We start from the raw sequence: 16,089 nt of genomic DNA, 5'->3' as shown, positions 1-16,089 counted from the left end.
CGTGCTGGCGACGCGCGAAGCGCCCGTAGGTGGCCTTGCGTCCGACGAAACACCTATCCGCACGGGTTCCGTGGGGCCCGTCGGAAATACGGCTTGGGCTGCCGCAGGACCCTGGATTGCCGACTTGTCGCCGGACACGGTTCAGGATCTCGGCCAGAAGGTGCAGGTAGCGACTGTGGCAAGCCTGGTCGATGCGCGCACGAGCATCGACATCGCCTTGCAGAACGCGCCGGCTGCCATTGCCAATACCGGCAGCTATTCTGGCAAGACACCGGGTGCCGAAGACTTCACTGCCGTGTACGGCGCCGAAGATGGCGGCAAGCGTCTCCAAGCCTTCGACATAACGGCTGATATCGGCCGCGCGGTTTTCGACATGCGACCCGTCCCGAACCAGGCGATACACGCCCAGATTCGGGATTTTGAACCCGGCCCCTACGGCTCGCCGGAAGAGCGGGAGCAGTATGAGATAAGGGCCGGCGCCGCGCAATTGGTGCTGGGTGCCAGGCGCGCCGATCCCGCCGGTTACGTCGGCCAACTGTTCCCGAACCATGCTCCGGACTGGGATAAGATCACAGCTCCTGAGGATTATAAGGCTGCCGTCACCTGGGCCGTCGCTGCTCAGCAGGAGTTGGGCTTCGACCGAATACTGCCAATGCCCTGGGCTGTAGCTGGCCAGCAGGCGGCGAAATACATCGACCAAGGCGTGCCGTTCGAAAAGCGCCTTGCCAAGTTGAGTTCGATCGTCCTGGCGGTTCGCGATCCTGATGCCCGCAAGGCGACAACCCAACAGATTTCTGTGGCGGCGGAAGCCCAGTGGCGAGCCAAGGCCGCCCAAGATCCGAACGTCGCGCCAGAGTCGTTGGAAGCCCAGGTTGCAGTGCTCAAGAACAGGCTGGCGTGGATCGGGGAACATCCGGCCCAAGCCCAGTACAGCACCATGCCGTGGCTACAGCAATTCGGCTTGGCGTTCTCGGATGTCGGCCGCCTCACGGCTAAGGGCGCGGCCGCCGGCGGTGCGGATGCGATCTCCGCCGGGCTGGACTCCGCTTGGTCCGGAGGAAACTACCAGAACCTCCTCGAAGATGAACAGGCCAAGACCGAGGACGCCGAGGACCGGGCCGGTTCGGCCGGTTGGGCGGCGGAAGCCCTCGGCACCGGCTTAAGCGGATATGGCCTGGCGGAGAGTTTGTTCGGTTTGCTGGGCCGGGCAAGCGTTGGCGCGGCGGCAGAGAACGGCTTGATCGGTCTTGCTGCCCGAACTGGCGTCGGGGGTGTGGCGGGTGGCACTTATGGCGGGGCATACGCCTTCAACACAGGACAGAGCGTCCCCTGGGGAATTGCCAACGGCGCGCTTTGGGGGGCGGGCGGCAATGTCCTTGCCGAAGGGCTCAGTGCAGTTGGCAGCCAGGTGTTGGCAAGGCTTGCCGGGCGTTCTGCGAATGCTAAACCTGATATCGTACTGGATAGTGGGGCTCCCCCGGTTTCTGTCAATGCAGAAGAGATTCCGATCTCGACCGGCAAGGCCCGAGAAATAAGGAGGCCCTATACGCATTTGGAAGATCCTCCCAACGTTGCGTCCGGCAAGGATCCAACAAAGAAGCAGAGGATAGCTATTTTCGAGGAAAATAAAAGGGTGAATGATGGAATTTTGAGATCGGATGAGAGTGGTATAGAAATAATTCCAGCAAAGAAAAGCAAAAGAGGCGTAACTCCTCCAAAAAACGAAGCTCATATCGATCACATAGATCCGGTTAATCCCGCTGACAAGACAAAATCGTCAGGATCAAATAGCCATAAAAATCTTCGTCTTACGGCTGGGTTTGAGAATATAGAAAAATCGAACAAATAGGTGACATATGACCGAATGGAAGTTCGAAAACCCAAAAAACACAGCCGTTATTTCGACTCGGAAGATATTTAGGGGGGCGGCTGGATTGCGTATGTGTCACATGATGATGACGGCGACGATAATGAGTCGTGGCAATTCTACGGAAATGAAGCTGAAGTTGATCAAGATGACCTAATTTTAGTGGCCTTGGTCGAGGTGGTCGAGCTTGATGGAACTGTTGCACAGTTGGCGGATTTGCCGTTAGGCTGGCGTGCGTGGCGCGATACAAAGTCTTCGCCATGGAAGCGCGACAAAATCACCTAAACACATTCTGAATGGTAGCGGAGTTTACTCTGCTTTGACCCGGTTGGAAGTGAACGCATAGACGAGTCACGACGGTTTTGGCGTGCGCAAGGATTATAGGCTAATGTTCGAGATGAGACGACGGTGGGGCAGATCATGTATCAAAACATACTACCCCTACCAGGGCCGATCATATACAGCGTCACAGCGATGCTGGAGATTATGCGCGCTGGGCTAATAGAAGATGGCAAAAGCAGAAGGCGAACAACATGAATGACGCCGCTCCGAATCTAGACAGCGTCCACCCCATGTTGCCCTGGACGGTTAGATAGGCGCCATGGAAGAGTGGGTCGAAGCCGCGCGAGAGGGAAAGTCGGTCGCGGACATTATCCCCGTCAACGTGCCGGCGACCCCTGCCTACGCCGAAATGTTGGGCAGCCGTCTGAAGTTTCTTGACGAGAACGTGCTTCCGTTGCTCCCAAAGTGATGCACGGCTCGACCAGATCAGTGCTGGCGCGATCACCGGTGAGTACGCCCCGCCGGCGATGGCAACGTGCCGGCGGTCTGATTGTGGTCACGATCCTGGCTTATGGCCTGCTAACCGCCGAGCGGTCAGTTTGGCGGTGCCTCCTGGATCGCCTCCTGTTTCAGATGAAGGATTGACCTGTTGCGCACGGACTCTTTTTCGACCATGGCAAGGATCGTTTTTCTGCTCACCTTGGCCGGCGTCCTCCTGCTCGCGCTTTCGCCGGTGCGCTTCCTGCAGGAGTTGGACATGGGCTTCACCTTCCAGCACGACAAGCTCAACCACGCCGCGGCGTTCGCGGTGCTGGCGGCGCTTGGAAGCCTCGGCTGGCCGGAACACAAGACGAGGCTGGTCGTGCTCCTTGCCATTACCGGCGCGGCGATCGAGCTGCTTCAGGGCGTGCAGCTGATCGCGCGCGATATGGATATCCTCGACTGGGTCGCCGACTGCGCCGGCATGGCCTGCGGGCTGGCGGCCATGAGGGGCACAAGAAGGCTCATTGGCGGGCTGCTGTAGTCTCGACCGCGTTGCCGCTCTCCGTCCGGAAAATGTAAATCGCCGGCTGCGCCGGATAGCGCGGTGTCCGGCCGCGTAGCTTAAGTCTCCCACCGACAGCACCGAACCCCCTTCCAGCCTCGCTTATGCGGGGCTTTTTTTATGGAGCAAGCCCTCATGTCCCGACCTGCAACTGCCGCCGTTCGTCTCCTGACCGGCGAACGCGAACCCGTGCGCCTCGCAACCACGGCCGACATCCTCCTGCACGGCCTGCAGGCCATCGACGGCGTGCCGGCCGAAATCGGCGACCGCGTGCTGGTCAAGGACCAGGCCGACCCGACGCAGAACGGCATCTACACGGCGAGCGAAGGCGACTGGTTCCGCGCCGCCGACGCCCGCACCACGCGCACCCTGCTGAAGGGAACGACCGTCCATACCCAGATCGGGTCGGTCAACGCCGACCGCGTGTTCGAGTTCACGGCCGACGAGCCGGCCGTCGGCGCCGATGCCATCACCGTCGCCGCATCCGTTCCGCCCGACATCGCCGACGTGGCCGAAGAGGTTGAAGCGCTGCGCGATGAAACCCAGGCGCTGAAGGATGCTGCCGCAGCCAGCGCCGGCCAGGCATCCGACAGTGCCGCCGCTTCCGCCGCGAATGCCGGACAAACCGCTGCCGACCGGGCTGCGACCAATTCCGATGCCGTCGCCGCCGCGGCGGCCGTCATCAGCGCCCAGGCCGCACGCGACGCTTCGCTCTACGGCAAGGGCATTTTCCCGACGACGGCGGCGGCAATCGGCTTCGGCGTCGCCGGCAACGGTGCGATCACCGCCGGCTCCGGCGGCGCCAACGGCACGTTCGACCTGGTGTTTACCGGCGGGACCGGTTCGGGCGCCGCCGGCCGCTTCGTGGTGGCGGGCGGGGCGCTGACGCAGATACTGATCACGGCGCCGGGCTCCTACACAGTGGCGCCGACGTTCAGTTTTGCGGCGTCGGCAGGGCTCGCCGGCGCAGCCGCAGCGGCGGTGCTGGGCAGGAATGTCGATGTCGGCGAGTATTTCTGGACGGAAGTTTCGACTGGTGTGCTTGGGCTGTACAATGTCACGGCCGGGCCTGTGGCGGCCGATACGGGCGTTCGCGCGGCAACGGCTGCTCTCCTTTCGAGCGTCGATAGCCTTGCAATGATCGAAGGCCTTAGCGTTCCGACCGCCAGGCTAACTGAGGCGGCCGGATCAGTCAGCCCATCTGTATATCGATCCTACTCTTTTGTGTCGGGCGACACGATCGAGCACATTGCCATTGCCAAAGCTGGAGAGCGAAGCATTCTGCAGCTTATTCACGCGGGGGCTGGTGCGGCCTATACAGCCAACTTCAATCTTGAGGAGGGTATCGTCTCAAGCAGTTCTGGCGCGAACCTCGTCAGCGCTGCCATCACGGATATTGGCTCCGGCTGGTACGAGTGCAAGGCTGTCGTCCTGGCTGCGGCAAATATTACGAACAATGTGCAGGCACGCATGTCGGCTGCTGGCGTTTTTCCGTTCACCGGCGATGGAACCAGCGGTATGTACATTCGCAGTATCGTGCTGCGCAAGCAGGGCCTGCCGGCTAACCTGTTCCCGAGCAGCGACCCCGCCAACGCCGCCTTCACGAAGCAGAACGTGACGGTTACCACCACGGTCAGCCCTTATGAACCGGTGCTGATCTCCCTGCCTCCGCTTGTCGATGGCCTCGACGTGACCGTCAGAGGCCGAATGACGGCATCGAAGCTTGTCGAAATGGTCGGCTCTGGCAATCCTTCCGTTTATCAGGGCAGGTCCGTGGTCAATGGCGACAATATCGTCTGGAAAGTCACCGCCAAAAAGGCCGAACGCAATCGTCTCAATCTCTACTCCAACAACGCCGTCATCTTCGACTGCACCTTCAATCTCGACACCGGGACTGCGACCGGCACGGGCGCGAGCATCGTCGCTCTTGGCAACGGCTGGTACGAATGCACGGTCACGAAGACGGCAACGGCCACGGCCGCGACGAACTGGCAACAGCGTATTTTCCCGTCTGCTGGCGGTCACCCGTATGTCGGCGATGGTGTGTCTGGATTCTATGTCCAAAGGTCGGCTCTAAGCATCAATGGTGGGCCGAATGTCTTCTCGTCTTCGGAAAACCTCTCCAACTCGGCCTGGACCAAAAGCGCCGGCGTGACGGCAGTCGCCAATGGCGCTCTGTATCTTGGCCTACTGTCGGATCCGGCCAACATCGGCGGCGATCCATATGACGACGGCTCGGCCGCCCTGGTTGGTAAGAAATTGACGCTGATCGGCTCTAGTATTTCGGCCGGAGCCTACTACGTTCCCGTCCTCGCCGGTCTGACCGGTATGGTCCCTACCAATCTAGCCGTCAGTGGCTCGGCCTTGGGGCTGAGCACGACCGCCTATCCGAGCTACGGAATGTCCAATGCGATCACCAACATTCCGGTCGACGCGGAATTGGTAATCCTGGAGCCGGGCCCGAACGCCTTTGGCGCGCAGGAGACGCCCCTGGGCGCTCTCGGCGACACGACCTACGCCACTCACTATGGTTCGCTGTGGGCGGCGTGCGCCGCCATCCGAGCGCGTGCGCCGAACGCCAAGATCGTCATGATTGGCACCTACAGCGGCGGCCCTGGACACGCGACGCACCGGATAGGTCGGGTGAATAGCCAGGGCAACACCATGGACCAGTTCTTCAACGCCGAGCGCGAAGTGGCGAAGCTGCTGTCCATACCGTTAATCGACGTAGGTGGTGAGAGTGGCATCGGCTACCTGACCTCGTTGCTTTACATGGGCGATGAGCTCCATCCGAATGCTGCGGGCAGTCTGCGTCACGGAACTTTCGACGCTGAGGAACTCCGTTGTCTGTCGCGCCGGGGCTTCTTCGGAGCCTAGACTGGAATGGTCCTGTGTGGCAGATGTTCGCGAATGCGCGTCTTCTCCACCGTTCTCACTCTTCGCCGCCGCTTTTGGTCGTGGATCGCCACGGGCGCCGCTAGGGAGAATGCCGTCATCGGGCCGCGCACGAAGTTCGGCGCCGGGGCAGAGATCTTTAATATCCACGGCGACCGGTCTCGCGTCTCAATCGGCGCGGACAGCCATTTGGATGGGCATTTGCAGGTCTTTGCCCACGAGGGTCGGATCAAGATTGATGATTGGTTCTATCTTGGCCCAAGCTCGACGATTTGGTCGTCAGACCCGGTGGGGATCAAGATCGGAAAGCGGGTACACGTCTCATGGGGTGTGGCGATCCACGACACCAACTCGCATCCTATGGACCCGAAGAAGCGCTTCGCGCAGATGCAAGCCATCTTCAAGCGGGGCCATCCTAGAGTCGACCCTGGCATCCGCTCCGCTCCGATCGTGATTGGAGACGATGTCTGGATTGGGAACAGTGCCATGATCATGAAGGGTGTCACGATCGGCGATCGGGCGATTATCTCCGCCGGTTCCATAGTGCGAACCGACGTCCCTGCTGACGCCCTGGTGCGGCCTGACCGGGTCGTGAAATGATGCCTTTGGGTTAATGCTCATCACACGGTTAGCTCACTGTCACGAAGGGCATGTGCTTGATCCGCTCCCATTGCTCCCTCGCCGTGGTTCCTGACCAGCCGTTGCGAAGTGCACTCTCGCGGTACGCCTCCACAGGCTCTAGTCCGGGCAAGGCCACAGTCTGCGGCAAGAAGAACAGGTTGCCGCCAGCCGCCGAGACAGCGACGAGTTTGTAGCCGTGACTATTGCAGAGCTGCGTCAGAGCGGTGATCGAGGCGCCGTGATACCAACCGCTTTCGTGCTTTGCGGCCCTATCGAACGACGGATCGTATGGCACGGTGACGGGGTTGAGCCCGAAGCTGGCATTGTACTCCGCGACAATGACGGCCGGGCGCACTGGCAGCAAGGCTTGCAGAAACCAGTAGTCGTTTCCATCGACATCGACGGAAAGCACTCCAAGTTGCGGAAAATGCGTGGCGAGACTTTCGATGTTGTTGAGATCAATGAAGCTCTGGCGCACTTCAATCCGCTTTGGAAGCAGCGAGCGCGCCAACCGCACGGTCGTTGCGTCGCCGTCGACGAGCAGACCGCTGAATTCACTAAGCCCAATGCAGTTGTACTCCGTCGGATGGAAACCAAATTCCAAGAACGTTTTCGGGCTTTGGCCAACAATCTGCGACAGGATTACACTTTCGTCTGATTGCGGAGACCCGGCAAGGCGAGCCTTTGCGAGGTGAAAATAATATCGGAGGGGGCTTGAGCGAAGGAAAGCATGCATGCGCGATTGGACATTCATCAATGGATGACTCCTGATCGCCCGCCCGCGGACAATTATTTGCGACAAGCGGCGGCGGTTTGCAAGCTTGCAAACGCGCGTGTCCGCCAGTCTGGAGGCCATTTGAAAATCGCCGAAAAGTTCGTCAGAAGAATTGCTCTGCGAGGGCCGCTCGGGATGCTGTGCGCACCAACAATGGCACAGCAAGCCGACCAGAAATCCTACAACTGGGCGGTATTTCGGAATTGTCAGGGTTCATCGCCGACGCAGACCCACCGCGCCGGCGGGCTACCGTCTGCTGTCCTGCGGCTTCTGGTGAGGGTCCTGGCTTTTCGACCACCAGACAAAATACAGCGAGCCCATCTTCATCACAGGCACGCGGCGGTCGCGTTCCCTGGCCCGCAACTCACGATAGGTCTTCATCTTCAGAGTGCCGCCAGGCAACCTGATACGCACTGCCATCGGTTCAACTCCCGTTGTGCAACGCAGCAATTGTGTGCAATGCGGTAAGTAGAGACCTTCCGTTGCGGAAGAGTCAACAGCAGGATCATCAACTTATTTTGCGAGCTGCGGAGGCTTCGCGGTGCCAGGCGGGCAGGGCCGGCCGAAGGAGCTTCATCCTGGCGACTGATCATCAATCAGGCGCTGGCGGTTCGACCACCAGGTGAAATAGATCCGGCCGATCTTGACGACGGGTATGCGGCGGGCGCGTTCGCGGTCGCGCAATTCGCGGTACACCTTCACCTTCAGTGTGCCGCCAGGCATCCTGATACGCACCGCCATCGATTCCGCCACCCCATTGTGCAATGCAGCATCAGAGACCTTCCGCTGCGGAAGAGTCAATGCCTGCCCGCTGACTATTTCTGGGACTAGTCGAGCGGTCTTGAGGTTTGGGCGCACGCGGCGGTTCCCGATCCCGCACGGGGGCGCCAGTGCCAGTCGGGATCGTCTGGTGCGCGGGCTATTTCCTGGGCGAGGAGTTGTTGGGCGAGGATGGGCGATCGGACATGCCGCTCGGCCACCAGATGACGAAGTAATTGCCGACCTGCCAAACCGGCACCTCGCGGTTCTGCTCGCGGCGCCGCAGCTCGTTCCTTTTCTTGATCTTCAAGGTGCCGCCCGGAAGCCTGATTCTTATCGTCACGTGTCCTCCCGCTACAGCTACGAACGATAGATGGGAACAGTTTCATCCCGGCTAGACAATTTCATTCAGCCCAAGCAATTTCGGGGCCGGTAGACGCAGCGCGCCGGACCGCAGCGATATCGCCGGAACCGGCTTCATTTGAAGAAATCCGCAATGCCGTTGATGGCCAGCACCGCATAGACGATCGGTCCGGCGATAAACGCACAATAGAGACAAAGGATCGCCGCCAGCACCGCGAGCAACGGCTTGTCGCGAGCGACGGCGCGGAGCTCGGACTTCACCGACCAGCGTGCCGCAGTGGTTTGTTCATCATCAGACATGTGCACCATCCCGCGGCCATTTCACACGGCGGGTCGAAAACATCAACCTTCCTTGCCACATCGGCGCGGGCTGCCGCCAAATTCTGCTTTGCCGCCGCGCATCTGCTTTTTCAACCTCAAAACCTTGCCCGCGAGGGCGGAAAGGACTGCCCATGGACATGACGTTCAGGGGCGCCGCCAGGCGCCTCGATGATATAGACTTGCCGAAACTCGGTGCCCGGATCGGCGTCGGCGAGGACGAGATGCACGCGTTCCTCGATGTCGAGACCAGCGGGCATGGCTTCGACGCCGTTGGCCGGCCGGTCATCCTGTTCGAACCGCACGTCTTCTACCGCAACCTGTCGGGTGCCAAGCGGGCACAAGCGGTAGCCGCCGGCCTCGCTTATCCGAAGTGGGGCGCAAAGCCCTATCCCAGGGATAGCTACCCACGGCTCAGGGCAGCTTGTGCGATCGACGAAACCGCGGCGCTCAAATCCGCTTCGTGGGGCTTGGGCCAGGTTCTCGGCGAGAATTTCATGGCGGCAGGCTTCCTTACCGTGCAGGCGATGGCCGAGGCGATGATGGCGGACGAGGCGCTGCAGCTCGGCGCGGCGATCGATTTCATCGTCGAGAAGCGGCTCGACGACAATCTGCGCAATCATGACTGGTCGGGATTCGCCAAGGGCTACAACGGCGCCGGCTATCGCAAGAACGCCTACGATACCAGGCTTGCCGAGGCCTATCGCAAATGGTCGCGCATCAAGGACACGCCCTGGCCGTCTGCCGGTCCGGTGTCATCGGCGGTCACCCCTGCAGTCCCGCCAGAGCCCGCCAAGCCAATTGCCGTTCCACAAGCGACCGCTACGCCCTCTGGGCCTCCCGTGGCTGTCGCCAGGCCCGGCTTCTGGGCAGCGCTGATCGCCGCCATCCTCAAATTATCAGCCATCCTCAAGCTATTCGGAAGGAAATGACATGTGGACCCGGATCAAGAGCTTTTTCCGCGACAGCGAGACAATATTCTGGGCGCGGCTTCAGGCGGCCATCGGCGTCATCGCGACTATCGTCACCTATGTCGACCCGCAGGTTCTTTCGCCGGTCGTTCCGGGGGAATGGTTCCCCTGGTTTCTTGTGATCAACGGCGTTTTGACCGAGTTCCTGCGCCGCCGCCGCGCGGAGGACTTGTGATGGCAGCGCTTCTCAGCATTCTCAGCGCCATCATCGGCAACAAGCTCGTCATGACGGTATTCGCTGCCGTGGCGGGCGGCATCGGCCTTTACGTTGCCGGCGGCATCAACCGGGCGAGGAAGGAGGCGGTCAAACAGGCAGAGGCAAAAGTCGCGGCCGCCGAGGATCGTCTGGAAATGAGGCGCGAGGCCGCCGCCGAAGAGCGCAAGGCCGCCGGCATGGCCGATGCGGCAGCAAGAGCGGAGGCTGAGAAATGGGCAAGGCGCTGATCCTCTGCGTGGTGCTCGCCGGCTGCACGACAACCGCGCCGGCCGGCAATCCGCGCCAGGTCTGGTGCGACCACAACCAGCCGCGCCGGCCATCCTCCCCGGTCGTTGCCGCCATGAGCCGGCCCGAGCTCGACGAGATGAACGCCTTCAACGGGCAGGGCGCCAGATGGTGCGGGTGGACGCCATGATGCACGAATTGCTCGACGTCCTGGGCATCAAGGCGCCGGTGTTGGTCGCCGGCCTTTCTGGCGGCATTTTGCGGGCCTTGTCGCGCCACCGCTACAAGGTCCGCGAGATGGTGGCCTCGCCGATCTGCGGCGCGCTGGCGGCGGCCTATCTGACGCTGCCGGTCGTGCATTATTTCCGCGCCGCCGGCCTGCCCATTCCTTCTCCGGACGACGACACCACGACGCTGGCCGCGGCGTTCCTCATCGGCGTCTCGGCGATGTGGATCTCGGACATCGTCTTCGAGGTTATCGTGCGCCGGTTCGGGCCGGTGAAGGGGGAATAAGCCGCCCAAGCCCGACGAAATAGTGACGTTCAGTTGGAGCCCGCCGCGCCGAAAGGTGCGGCGGGCTTTTTGCATTTTTGCTCGCATTCTGTACGATCTTTCTTTCGCGACAGGGCGGCTCGATCCGGCGCTGCCCGACCAAGATGCGCGTTAGGCATGGGAGATGGTGTCATGCTTGCCAAGGTCCAGACACAAGCGGCAGTCCTGACAGCCGGGGCGCTTCTGTTTGCCGCAACGGCCGACGCGCGGCCGGACAGCCGCGCGATGACATGCGAACAGACGCAGCTTCTGATCCAGAGGCATCGCTCTGTCGTGCTCACCACCGGCCAGAACACCTACGACCGTTACGTCCGCCAATTCGGCAATGAATGCGACTGGCCGCAGGTGCCGCGCGCCGCGTATATCAAGACGCGTGACGGTCAATGTCTGGTCTATCGCTGCCAGGAGCCGCTCTTCGACCTCCCGAATTGAAAGCAGGCGGCGGCTCATTCCTCGTCGAAAGGGCCACCTTCGCGTGCGAGATCGCGCGAAATGACACGTTCATCCGTATCGTCCGGCAAGGCCTCGTCGCTGTCCTGGTAAGCGTTATCGTCGTCCTCCTCCGGCAGTTCGCCGCTCTTCTCGACGTCATAGCGAATATCGCCGTTTTGCGGCACGCCGTCAGGGAGGATTCTCCCGCTCCGGATGGCATCCCAGTCCTGCTGCTGGATCGTCGGGCTCTCCGTCTCGTCGTCGGTTCGTTCTTTGCTGCGCGGTTCCATCGCCGGTTCTCCATAATGTCAGCGGCCCTGAATTGGCTCAGTGGTTGAACTCATAAGTCTGGCGGCCGGTTCCGTGCCGCTGCGGTCCGGGCGCATTGCCGCACGACGGAACCAATCGCGCCTGCCCGCCTTCACATTCAGAAGATACTGGCGCGAAAGGAGCTCGATATGAGACCGCTCATTTTCTTGCCGTATATGCTAGGTGCGCTGCTGCTGGCGGTGCCGGCGGCCGCGCAGCCGGGCGAACAGGCGCAATCCGACCGCTGCAAAGTCGAGCCGCCGGACCAGAACAGCCAACAGCAGAAGCCGGCCGGCAACAATTTGTCCGATACGCTCGAGCCATGCGGTGGGGTCCTGAAGCCGCCGCCAACGGGCGATCAGGGCATGGCGGCGCCACCGCCGGATGAGGGCAAGACCCCGGTGATCAAGCCCGGCGAGGTGCCGCCACAGCCGCCAAAGCAGTAGCAGCGACGAGCGGCAACTTCGCGCCGCTCGCGCCGGCAGGTTTGTTGCACTCGCTGAGGAACATTAGCTTGTCCTAAATGTTATTTCAGACGCAGTAGATATCACCCCCCTCCGGTATCGCTGCTGATCGGGAAACCGATCGGCCCGCGTCTTGCGACGCGGGCCACCGCAAGCTCATTCGCAGTCCATTCGCCGCATCGCGCGGGCACTTCACCGCTGTTCGATTAGCCGCCACTTACGGAACAACAAGGTGGCGTGGGCGTTTGCCTAGAGGGTTCGCCGCTTCGACCGGAATGCCGCGTCGCAATTGTAAGGGCGAGGCCCGTAACAACAGGAGTAGACGATGAAAATCCACCTTGTTCCTGCTGCGGCGGGATTGGCGTTGCTTGCCGGCGTCGGCGTGGCCACCGCGGACCAGGTGATTGTCACGCCCAAACAGCAGACGGTCATCCGCGAATACGTCCACAAGCACCCGCTGGCGTCGATCAGTCTTCTGGGGGTGGAGCTCAATATCGGTTCCACGTTGCCCGATACGGTCGAGCTGCAACCGATCGATGTTCCAGACGTGCGGTACAGATACGTCGTCGTCGGCAATCGCACCGTGCTCGTCGACCCAGACACCCGCAAGATCGTGCAGGTCATCGAGTGATCGGCGTTGCCAAACCGCGAACCGGATTTGGAAGGTCATGGCCTAAATTATCAAATGAGAGCTCCATCCCGAGGGATCGGGATGGAGCCGCTGTCGTCTCGAAACAAGGAAAGGAGCCATTCCCATGCTGCCGCATGTCGAGCCGGTCAACGTGGCCGCAGCCGTCGACAAACTGCTTGCTGAACGAGGCGATGGCCTGCTGTCGATGAAGGCGGCGATAGCACTGTTGCGCGAACGCACCGGAACCGAGCGCTCGGACGCGGACCTTGAAGGGCTGATCATCAAGAAGGCGGCGCTCCTCGGGGTCGCCGTCCTGTGTGACAGAGAGGTTCAATGACGGTGTCGCCTGCCGCTCAAGACGCCGGTCGAAATTTCAGCTAGAACAAGGTTGCTTACGCATCAACCGAGCCGACGGAGGTATCAGTGACGGACAGGCAGGAACGGATTCGCCAGCGAGCACACGCGATCTGGGAACAGGCAGGCAGGCCCGACGGGGCGCATCAGCAGCATTGGGATCAGGCTACCGCCGAAATCGACGCAGAAACCGCCGCGCCGGAGACCGCCAGCCGACCGAAGCCGAAAGCACGCCAGCCTAAGCCGGCCGCCAGCAAGGACGGAAGCAAATCCAAGGCGCGACCACGTAAAGCGTGAACGCAAGCGGATTTGATTCCAACGCTGGATCTCGCGGGTGGTCGGCCCATACATCGTTCCATGATCGGCAGCAAAACCAGTCCTGACCGGTCCTGCTGTCCGCAAGCCCGCGATGGCAAGCCCGATTGGCGCGGCTAACTACTTACCGCAATTGTTGTCGTTGACAGTCGGTGAAACCGTCCCGGCAGGCTTGTTGGATGCATCGGGTTGAGCTCCTTGCGGGGTTGCAGGGCAGTTTTCATCCGCATTGGAGTTCATGGTACCCGTCGTGCCCATCGTGCTGCGGGTCGTGCCAGGGTCAATACCGTTCGGCTTGGGCTGGACGACGATGCTCTTCTCGCTGCCAGGCGCATTGTTGTCCGACCCGGCGTTCTGGGCCATCGCCGCGGTCGCCAGACCGGCTGCAAGTATGGAAGCTGTCACGATTTTCGTAAGCATGTTGATCTCCATCATTGAGTTATCATCATGTGGCGACTACAGAAAAAACAACTCGGGTGATGGAAAGGTTCCGGCAAAAATGACGCAGCACAGTGAAGCAAACCCGCGCAGCGCGGATCTTCTCGGCCCCTTGTTCTATTACCGTAGGTAGGTTTGATGTTGTGGTTTGCTGATTAGGAATTCGCCTTCTTTGGCCGCCGACCGTCGCAACGTTCGTCTGTTGCGGCGCCATCAGCTGAGTCTCGCATCGCTTCAATTGGTAGAGGCCATCCCAAAGTAAAACTTTCGGAAAATTTCAGTACAAATTTCACGCGGCTGTTATTTGAAAATATACCATGAGGCCAGCGAGCTGATCGGCAACGAAACCGATCATCTTCTTGCAAATTAGTAGGTATGCAACCGGCGACGTCGCGGGCTGTTCAGCGCAACTACAGCAAGGAGAGTGTTATGACCACCTTAATCAAAACAATCACCGATGCGGTGGCAGGCAGCGCAGTTATTTTCATGCTCTCGATGCCCGTGAATGCCGCGGACGGAATTGCCGTTGGTGTTGGAACATCCATCGGCGGCAACGGCGGCATCAAAGCCGGCCTCGGCGCGACGGTTGGCGGTCGCGGCGGCATCAACGCCGGTGCCGGCGCGACGGTTGGCGGCAGCGGCGGCATCAAGGCAGGCCTCGGTGCGTCGTTGGGCGGCAGTAGCGGCATCAACGCCGGTGCCGGCGCGACGGTTGGCGGTTCCAGCGGAATCGCGGCGGGCGCCGGCGCATCGGTCGGGGGCAGAAGCGGCATCAACGCCGGTGCCGGCGCGACGATCGGCGGTTCCGGTGGCATTGCTGCCGGCGCGGGGGTAGGTATCGGCAGCGGCGTTAGGGCTGGCGCGGGGGTCGGGATCGGCAGCGGCATCAATGTCGGCGCCGGTGTCGGGATCGGTGGTGGCACCAATCCGAGCAATCCGTCCAACCCGGGCAGCCCGTCCAATCCCAGCAACCCCAGCAATCCCAGCAATCCCAGCTTGCCCCAGGTCGTTGCCGACATGTCGGGCGACAAGTTGGCCAGGATGAAGAAGCGCTGCGTTGACGTGCTCAGCAGCGAAGGCACTTACGACAGCGATCTGCGCCAATTGTGCCTGCTGATCGCCCGCCGCTAAGGCGAATACATCGGATGAATGTCGGACCGGGCCGAGAGGCCTTCGTCCACCAAAGCTCCAGCAGTCCAAAGCCCGCCATTGCGGCGGGCTTTTTTCCGAGCACGTGGCGGCAGCATGGCGGGGCTCACACGCGCTCAGTGTGTTTGACGGCCAGGATCCGGCCAAGCGGACGCTTCGTCTTCCAGGGAGTCCCAACCCGCGGCGGGGCTGCTTTGCATCAGCTGAGGGCACGCAAACTCCGCCAGATCGGTTTCCGCGAAGCCGTCGAACTCGATAGCCGCCCCGTAGAGCTGGGCTGCTTGCATGACGAGCCATTCGATGTCCTCGCGCGCAACATTCTCGGCGAGGTTCTGCAGTCGCGCGGCTTCGGCGACAGCAGTCAGATTGATGGCAATCCCGGACCGCAATACAGCCCGAACTCGGGAACTGACGTCTTCGTGCAGGCGAACCGAAAATCCGTAGCGCATGGAAAACCTTCCCTTCAGGAGCGGTTTGTCCCTCATGTTCCACGATGCGCCCAGGATTCGCGATTGGCAAGCGAAATTCCTTAAAAACTCGTTTTATGTCAAATAGTTAGCGTATTTTGTTGATTGCCTATCTGACGCTTGATCCGCTTCATCTGACTTCTGCATGACTCGCTGATCCGAAGGCCTTGACGCATTCTGCTCACGTACCTAACTCTACAGAAAATTAGGAACACACTAACTCAGCTGCATTTAGGCTGGTGTGACAGGAGGCCGAGATGTCCGAACTGGAACGCCCGGAACGATTGCAGATCATGCTGACCGTCGATGAACTGGCGGCGTTGGAGAACTGGCGCTTCGACAAGCACATGCCGAGCCGGTCGGCCGCGGTACGTGAGCTTTTGAGGCGAGGTCTCACAGCCGATGGTTTCCTGACGGCGGCGCATGGGACCAAGTCGCGCGATTTCGGCATTCTGCCGCATTCTGCAGATGGTGACCGCAGCGCGGCCGACGGACCGTCCCAGAAGGAATAGCGCCGAAGGAATAGCGCCGTTTCCGCCGCGGATCGCCCGCTCTGCGACCGTGCTTCGCGTCTCTCTTGCTTCGCGATGAGCTGTGAACGTCTGGTCTGCTGACGGCTGCGAAGTAGAAGAGATCCAAA

General features: G+C 61.0%; 25 protein-coding genes. 17 read left to right on the top strand and 8 right to left on the bottom strand.

Going from position 1 to position 16,089, the window contains the following annotated elements; translation table 11 throughout:
• Window positions 1–124: 124 nt before the first annotated feature.
• The 5 genes from NKH28_RS27760 to NKH28_RS27740 all read left to right on the top strand — a co-directional run bounded on the left by NKH28_RS27760 (window position 125) and on the right by NKH28_RS27740 (window position 6,689).
• Window positions 125–1,849, top strand: a complete 1,725-nt coding sequence (locus NKH28_RS27760; RefSeq protein ID WP_352980889.1) for a hypothetical protein — start codon at window positions 125–127, stop codon at window positions 1,847–1,849.
• 93 nt (window positions 1,850–1,942) lie between these two features.
• Complete coding sequence (locus NKH28_RS27755; protein WP_352541127.1) at window positions 1,943–2,152, top strand: hypothetical protein; 210 nt, start codon at window positions 1,943–1,945, stop codon at window positions 2,150–2,152.
• 670 nt (window positions 2,153–2,822) lie between these two features.
• Window positions 2,823–3,173 carry a hypothetical protein gene (locus NKH28_RS27750; RefSeq protein ID WP_352541126.1) on the top strand — a complete coding sequence of 117 codons (351 nt, stop codon included), beginning with the start codon at window positions 2,823–2,825 and terminating at the stop codon, window positions 3,171–3,173.
• A gap of 156 nt (window positions 3,174–3,329) precedes the next feature.
• Window positions 3,330–6,071: an SGNH/GDSL hydrolase family protein gene (locus tag NKH28_RS27745; protein ID WP_352980888.1), complete on the top strand. Its 2,742-nt coding sequence runs from the start codon at window positions 3,330–3,332 to the stop codon at window positions 6,069–6,071.
• A gap of 33 nt (window positions 6,072–6,104) precedes the next feature.
• Entirely contained in the window at window positions 6,105–6,689 is a 585-nt protein-coding gene (locus tag NKH28_RS27740; protein WP_352458146.1) for an acyltransferase, read from the top strand.
• A 28-nt stretch (window positions 6,690–6,717) separates the two neighbouring features.
• Here NKH28_RS27740 and NKH28_RS27735 read toward each other — a convergent pair whose 3' ends face one another.
• From NKH28_RS27735 to NKH28_RS27715, 5 genes are all read right to left on the bottom strand, one after another.
• A complete protein-coding gene (locus NKH28_RS27735) occupies window positions 6,718–7,464 on the bottom strand; it encodes a hypothetical protein (RefSeq protein WP_352980897.1) in 747 nt (248 codons plus the stop codon).
• Window positions 7,465–7,731: 267 nt separating this feature from the next.
• The gene (locus NKH28_RS27730; RefSeq protein WP_352452704.1) at window positions 7,732–7,905 is read right to left on the bottom strand and encodes a hypothetical protein; all 174 of its coding nucleotides are present in this window, start codon (window positions 7,903–7,905) and stop codon (window positions 7,732–7,734) included.
• A gap of 153 nt (window positions 7,906–8,058) precedes the next feature.
• Complete coding sequence (locus NKH28_RS27725) at window positions 8,059–8,226, bottom strand: hypothetical protein (RefSeq protein ID WP_023675755.1); 168 nt, start codon at window positions 8,224–8,226, stop codon at window positions 8,059–8,061.
• Between the two features lie 178 nt (window positions 8,227–8,404).
• Window positions 8,405–8,587 (bottom strand): hypothetical protein, encoded by a 183-nt coding sequence (locus NKH28_RS27720; protein ID WP_352980887.1) that lies wholly within the window; start codon window positions 8,585–8,587, stop codon window positions 8,405–8,407.
• 134 nt (window positions 8,588–8,721) lie between these two features.
• Entirely contained in the window at window positions 8,722–8,907 is a 186-nt protein-coding gene (locus NKH28_RS27715) for a hypothetical protein (RefSeq protein WP_352980886.1), read from the bottom strand.
• A gap of 152 nt (window positions 8,908–9,059) precedes the next feature.
• Here NKH28_RS27715 and NKH28_RS27710 point away from each other — a divergent pair, with 152 nt between their 5' ends.
• The 6 genes from NKH28_RS27710 (at window position 9,060) to NKH28_RS27685 (ending at window position 11,322) form a co-directional block, all read left to right on the top strand.
• Entirely contained in the window at window positions 9,060–9,857 is a 798-nt protein-coding gene (locus NKH28_RS27710) for an N-acetylmuramidase family protein (RefSeq protein ID WP_352980885.1), read from the top strand.
• Window position 9,858: 1 nt separating this feature from the next.
• Window positions 9,859–10,071: a hypothetical protein gene (locus NKH28_RS27705; protein WP_352474200.1), complete on the top strand. Its 213-nt coding sequence runs from the start codon at window positions 9,859–9,861 to the stop codon at window positions 10,069–10,071.
• The gene (locus NKH28_RS27700) at window positions 10,071–10,340 is read left to right on the top strand and encodes a hypothetical protein (protein WP_352980884.1); all 270 of its coding nucleotides are present in this window, start codon (window positions 10,071–10,073) and stop codon (window positions 10,338–10,340) included. The genes NKH28_RS27705 and NKH28_RS27700 overlap by 1 nt, the downstream gene beginning before the upstream one ends.
• Window positions 10,325–10,528, top strand: a complete 204-nt coding sequence (locus tag NKH28_RS27695) for a hypothetical protein (protein ID WP_352491004.1) — start codon at window positions 10,325–10,327, stop codon at window positions 10,526–10,528. Before NKH28_RS27700 ends, NKH28_RS27695 begins: the two co-directional genes overlap by 16 nt.
• Window positions 10,528–10,851: a hypothetical protein gene (locus tag NKH28_RS27690; RefSeq protein WP_352819342.1), complete on the top strand. Its 324-nt coding sequence runs from the start codon at window positions 10,528–10,530 to the stop codon at window positions 10,849–10,851. Before NKH28_RS27695 ends, NKH28_RS27690 begins: the two co-directional genes overlap by 1 nt.
• A 171-nt stretch (window positions 10,852–11,022) precedes the next feature.
• Complete coding sequence (locus tag NKH28_RS27685) at window positions 11,023–11,322, top strand: hypothetical protein (RefSeq protein ID WP_352474206.1); 300 nt, start codon at window positions 11,023–11,025, stop codon at window positions 11,320–11,322.
• Between the two features lie 14 nt (window positions 11,323–11,336).
• Here the strand turns inward: NKH28_RS27685 and NKH28_RS27680 are convergent, their stop codons facing one another.
• Window positions 11,337–11,612 (bottom strand): hypothetical protein, encoded by a 276-nt coding sequence (locus NKH28_RS27680; RefSeq protein ID WP_352474207.1) that lies wholly within the window; start codon window positions 11,610–11,612, stop codon window positions 11,337–11,339.
• Window positions 11,613–11,780: 168 nt separating this feature from the next.
• Here NKH28_RS27680 and NKH28_RS27675 point away from each other — a divergent pair, with 168 nt between their 5' ends.
• The 4 genes from NKH28_RS27675 (at window position 11,781) to NKH28_RS27660 (ending at window position 13,377) form a co-directional block, all read left to right on the top strand.
• Window positions 11,781–12,077: a hypothetical protein gene (locus NKH28_RS27675; protein ID WP_352474209.1), complete on the top strand. Its 297-nt coding sequence runs from the start codon at window positions 11,781–11,783 to the stop codon at window positions 12,075–12,077.
• Window positions 12,078–12,420: 343 nt separating this feature from the next.
• Window positions 12,421–12,726: a DUF1236 domain-containing protein gene (locus tag NKH28_RS27670; RefSeq protein ID WP_352474210.1), complete on the top strand. Its 306-nt coding sequence runs from the start codon at window positions 12,421–12,423 to the stop codon at window positions 12,724–12,726.
• Window positions 12,727–12,850: 124 nt separating this feature from the next.
• Entirely contained in the window at window positions 12,851–13,063 is a 213-nt protein-coding gene (locus NKH28_RS27665) for a hypothetical protein (RefSeq protein WP_352452715.1), read from the top strand.
• Between the two features lie 86 nt (window positions 13,064–13,149).
• Window positions 13,150–13,377, top strand: coding sequence for a DUF2934 domain-containing protein (locus tag NKH28_RS27660; RefSeq protein ID WP_352474214.1), 228 nt, complete (start codon window positions 13,150–13,152; stop codon window positions 13,375–13,377).
• Window positions 13,378–13,515: 138 nt separating this feature from the next.
• On the opposite strand, the gene NKH28_RS27655 is transcribed toward NKH28_RS27660, so the two are convergent.
• Window positions 13,516–13,830: a hypothetical protein gene (locus NKH28_RS27655; protein WP_352474216.1), complete on the bottom strand. Its 315-nt coding sequence runs from the start codon at window positions 13,828–13,830 to the stop codon at window positions 13,516–13,518.
• Between the two features lie 432 nt (window positions 13,831–14,262).
• Here NKH28_RS27655 and NKH28_RS27650 point away from each other — a divergent pair, with 432 nt between their 5' ends.
• Window positions 14,263–14,964, top strand: a complete 702-nt coding sequence (locus tag NKH28_RS27650) for a hypothetical protein (RefSeq protein ID WP_352980896.1) — start codon at window positions 14,263–14,265, stop codon at window positions 14,962–14,964.
• Between the two features lie 134 nt (window positions 14,965–15,098).
• Here NKH28_RS27650 and NKH28_RS27645 read toward each other — a convergent pair whose 3' ends face one another.
• On the bottom strand, window positions 15,099–15,431 hold the full coding sequence (locus NKH28_RS27645) for a hypothetical protein (RefSeq protein WP_352980883.1): 333 nt from the start codon (window positions 15,429–15,431) through the stop codon (window positions 15,099–15,101).
• Window positions 15,432–15,706: 275 nt separating this feature from the next.
• Between NKH28_RS27645 and NKH28_RS27640 the strand changes: the two genes are divergently transcribed.
• Window positions 15,707–15,961, top strand: coding sequence for a hypothetical protein (locus tag NKH28_RS27640; RefSeq protein WP_352474222.1), 255 nt, complete (start codon window positions 15,707–15,709; stop codon window positions 15,959–15,961).
• Window positions 15,962–16,089: the final 128 nt, after the last annotated feature.

Origin of the sequence: Mesorhizobium sp. M1227 (genome assembly GCF_040318315.1) — a bacterium.
Lineage (GTDB): Bacteria > Pseudomonadota > Alphaproteobacteria > Rhizobiales > Rhizobiaceae > Mesorhizobium.
The sequence above is the reverse complement of the archived record's forward strand: the minus strand, read 5'-3'. Positions and strand labels throughout refer to the sequence as shown.

What these genes read in the sequence shown, in the direction of transcription:
- NKH28_RS27750 (WP_352541126.1), top strand. Translation starts at nt 2,823, where the DNA reads ATGGCAAGGATCGTTTTTCTGCTCACCTTGGCCGGCGTCCTCCTGCTC.
- NKH28_RS27745 (WP_352980888.1), top strand. Translation starts at nt 3,330, where the DNA reads ATGTCCCGACCTGCAACTGCCGCCGTTCGTCTCCTGACCGGCGAACGC.
- NKH28_RS27740 (WP_352458146.1), top strand. Translation starts at nt 6,105, where the DNA reads ATGCGCGTCTTCTCCACCGTTCTCACTCTTCGCCGCCGCTTTTGGTCG.
- NKH28_RS27735 (WP_352980897.1), bottom strand. Translation starts at nt 7,464, where the DNA reads ATGAATGTCCAATCGCGCATGCATGCTTTCCTTCGCTCAAGCCCCCTC.
- NKH28_RS27730 (WP_352452704.1), bottom strand. Translation starts at nt 7,905, where the DNA reads ATGGCAGTGCGTATCAGGTTGCCTGGCGGCACTCTGAAGATGAAGACC.
- NKH28_RS27725 (WP_023675755.1), bottom strand. Translation starts at nt 8,226, where the DNA reads ATGGCGGTGCGTATCAGGATGCCTGGCGGCACACTGAAGGTGAAGGTG.
- NKH28_RS27715 (WP_352980886.1), bottom strand. Translation starts at nt 8,907, where the DNA reads ATGTCTGATGATGAACAAACCACTGCGGCACGCTGGTCGGTGAAGTCC.
- NKH28_RS27710 (WP_352980885.1), top strand. Translation starts at nt 9,060, where the DNA reads ATGGACATGACGTTCAGGGGCGCCGCCAGGCGCCTCGATGATATAGAC.
- NKH28_RS27705 (WP_352474200.1), top strand. Translation starts at nt 9,859, where the DNA reads ATGTGGACCCGGATCAAGAGCTTTTTCCGCGACAGCGAGACAATATTC.
- NKH28_RS27700 (WP_352980884.1), top strand. Translation starts at nt 10,071, where the DNA reads ATGGCAGCGCTTCTCAGCATTCTCAGCGCCATCATCGGCAACAAGCTC.
- NKH28_RS27695 (WP_352491004.1), top strand. Translation starts at nt 10,325, where the DNA reads ATGGGCAAGGCGCTGATCCTCTGCGTGGTGCTCGCCGGCTGCACGACA.
- NKH28_RS27690 (WP_352819342.1), top strand. Translation starts at nt 10,528, where the DNA reads ATGCACGAATTGCTCGACGTCCTGGGCATCAAGGCGCCGGTGTTGGTC.
- NKH28_RS27685 (WP_352474206.1), top strand. Translation starts at nt 11,023, where the DNA reads ATGCTTGCCAAGGTCCAGACACAAGCGGCAGTCCTGACAGCCGGGGCG.
- NKH28_RS27680 (WP_352474207.1), bottom strand. Translation starts at nt 11,612, where the DNA reads ATGGAACCGCGCAGCAAAGAACGAACCGACGACGAGACGGAGAGCCCG.
- NKH28_RS27675 (WP_352474209.1), top strand. Translation starts at nt 11,781, where the DNA reads ATGAGACCGCTCATTTTCTTGCCGTATATGCTAGGTGCGCTGCTGCTG.
- NKH28_RS27670 (WP_352474210.1), top strand. Translation starts at nt 12,421, where the DNA reads ATGAAAATCCACCTTGTTCCTGCTGCGGCGGGATTGGCGTTGCTTGCC.
- NKH28_RS27665 (WP_352452715.1), top strand. Translation starts at nt 12,851, where the DNA reads ATGCTGCCGCATGTCGAGCCGGTCAACGTGGCCGCAGCCGTCGACAAA.
- NKH28_RS27655 (WP_352474216.1), bottom strand. Translation starts at nt 13,830, where the DNA reads ATGATGGAGATCAACATGCTTACGAAAATCGTGACAGCTTCCATACTT.
- NKH28_RS27650 (WP_352980896.1), top strand. Translation starts at nt 14,263, where the DNA reads ATGACCACCTTAATCAAAACAATCACCGATGCGGTGGCAGGCAGCGCA.
- NKH28_RS27645 (WP_352980883.1), bottom strand. Translation starts at nt 15,431, where the DNA reads ATGCGCTACGGATTTTCGGTTCGCCTGCACGAAGACGTCAGTTCCCGA.
- NKH28_RS27640 (WP_352474222.1), top strand. Translation starts at nt 15,707, where the DNA reads ATGTCCGAACTGGAACGCCCGGAACGATTGCAGATCATGCTGACCGTC.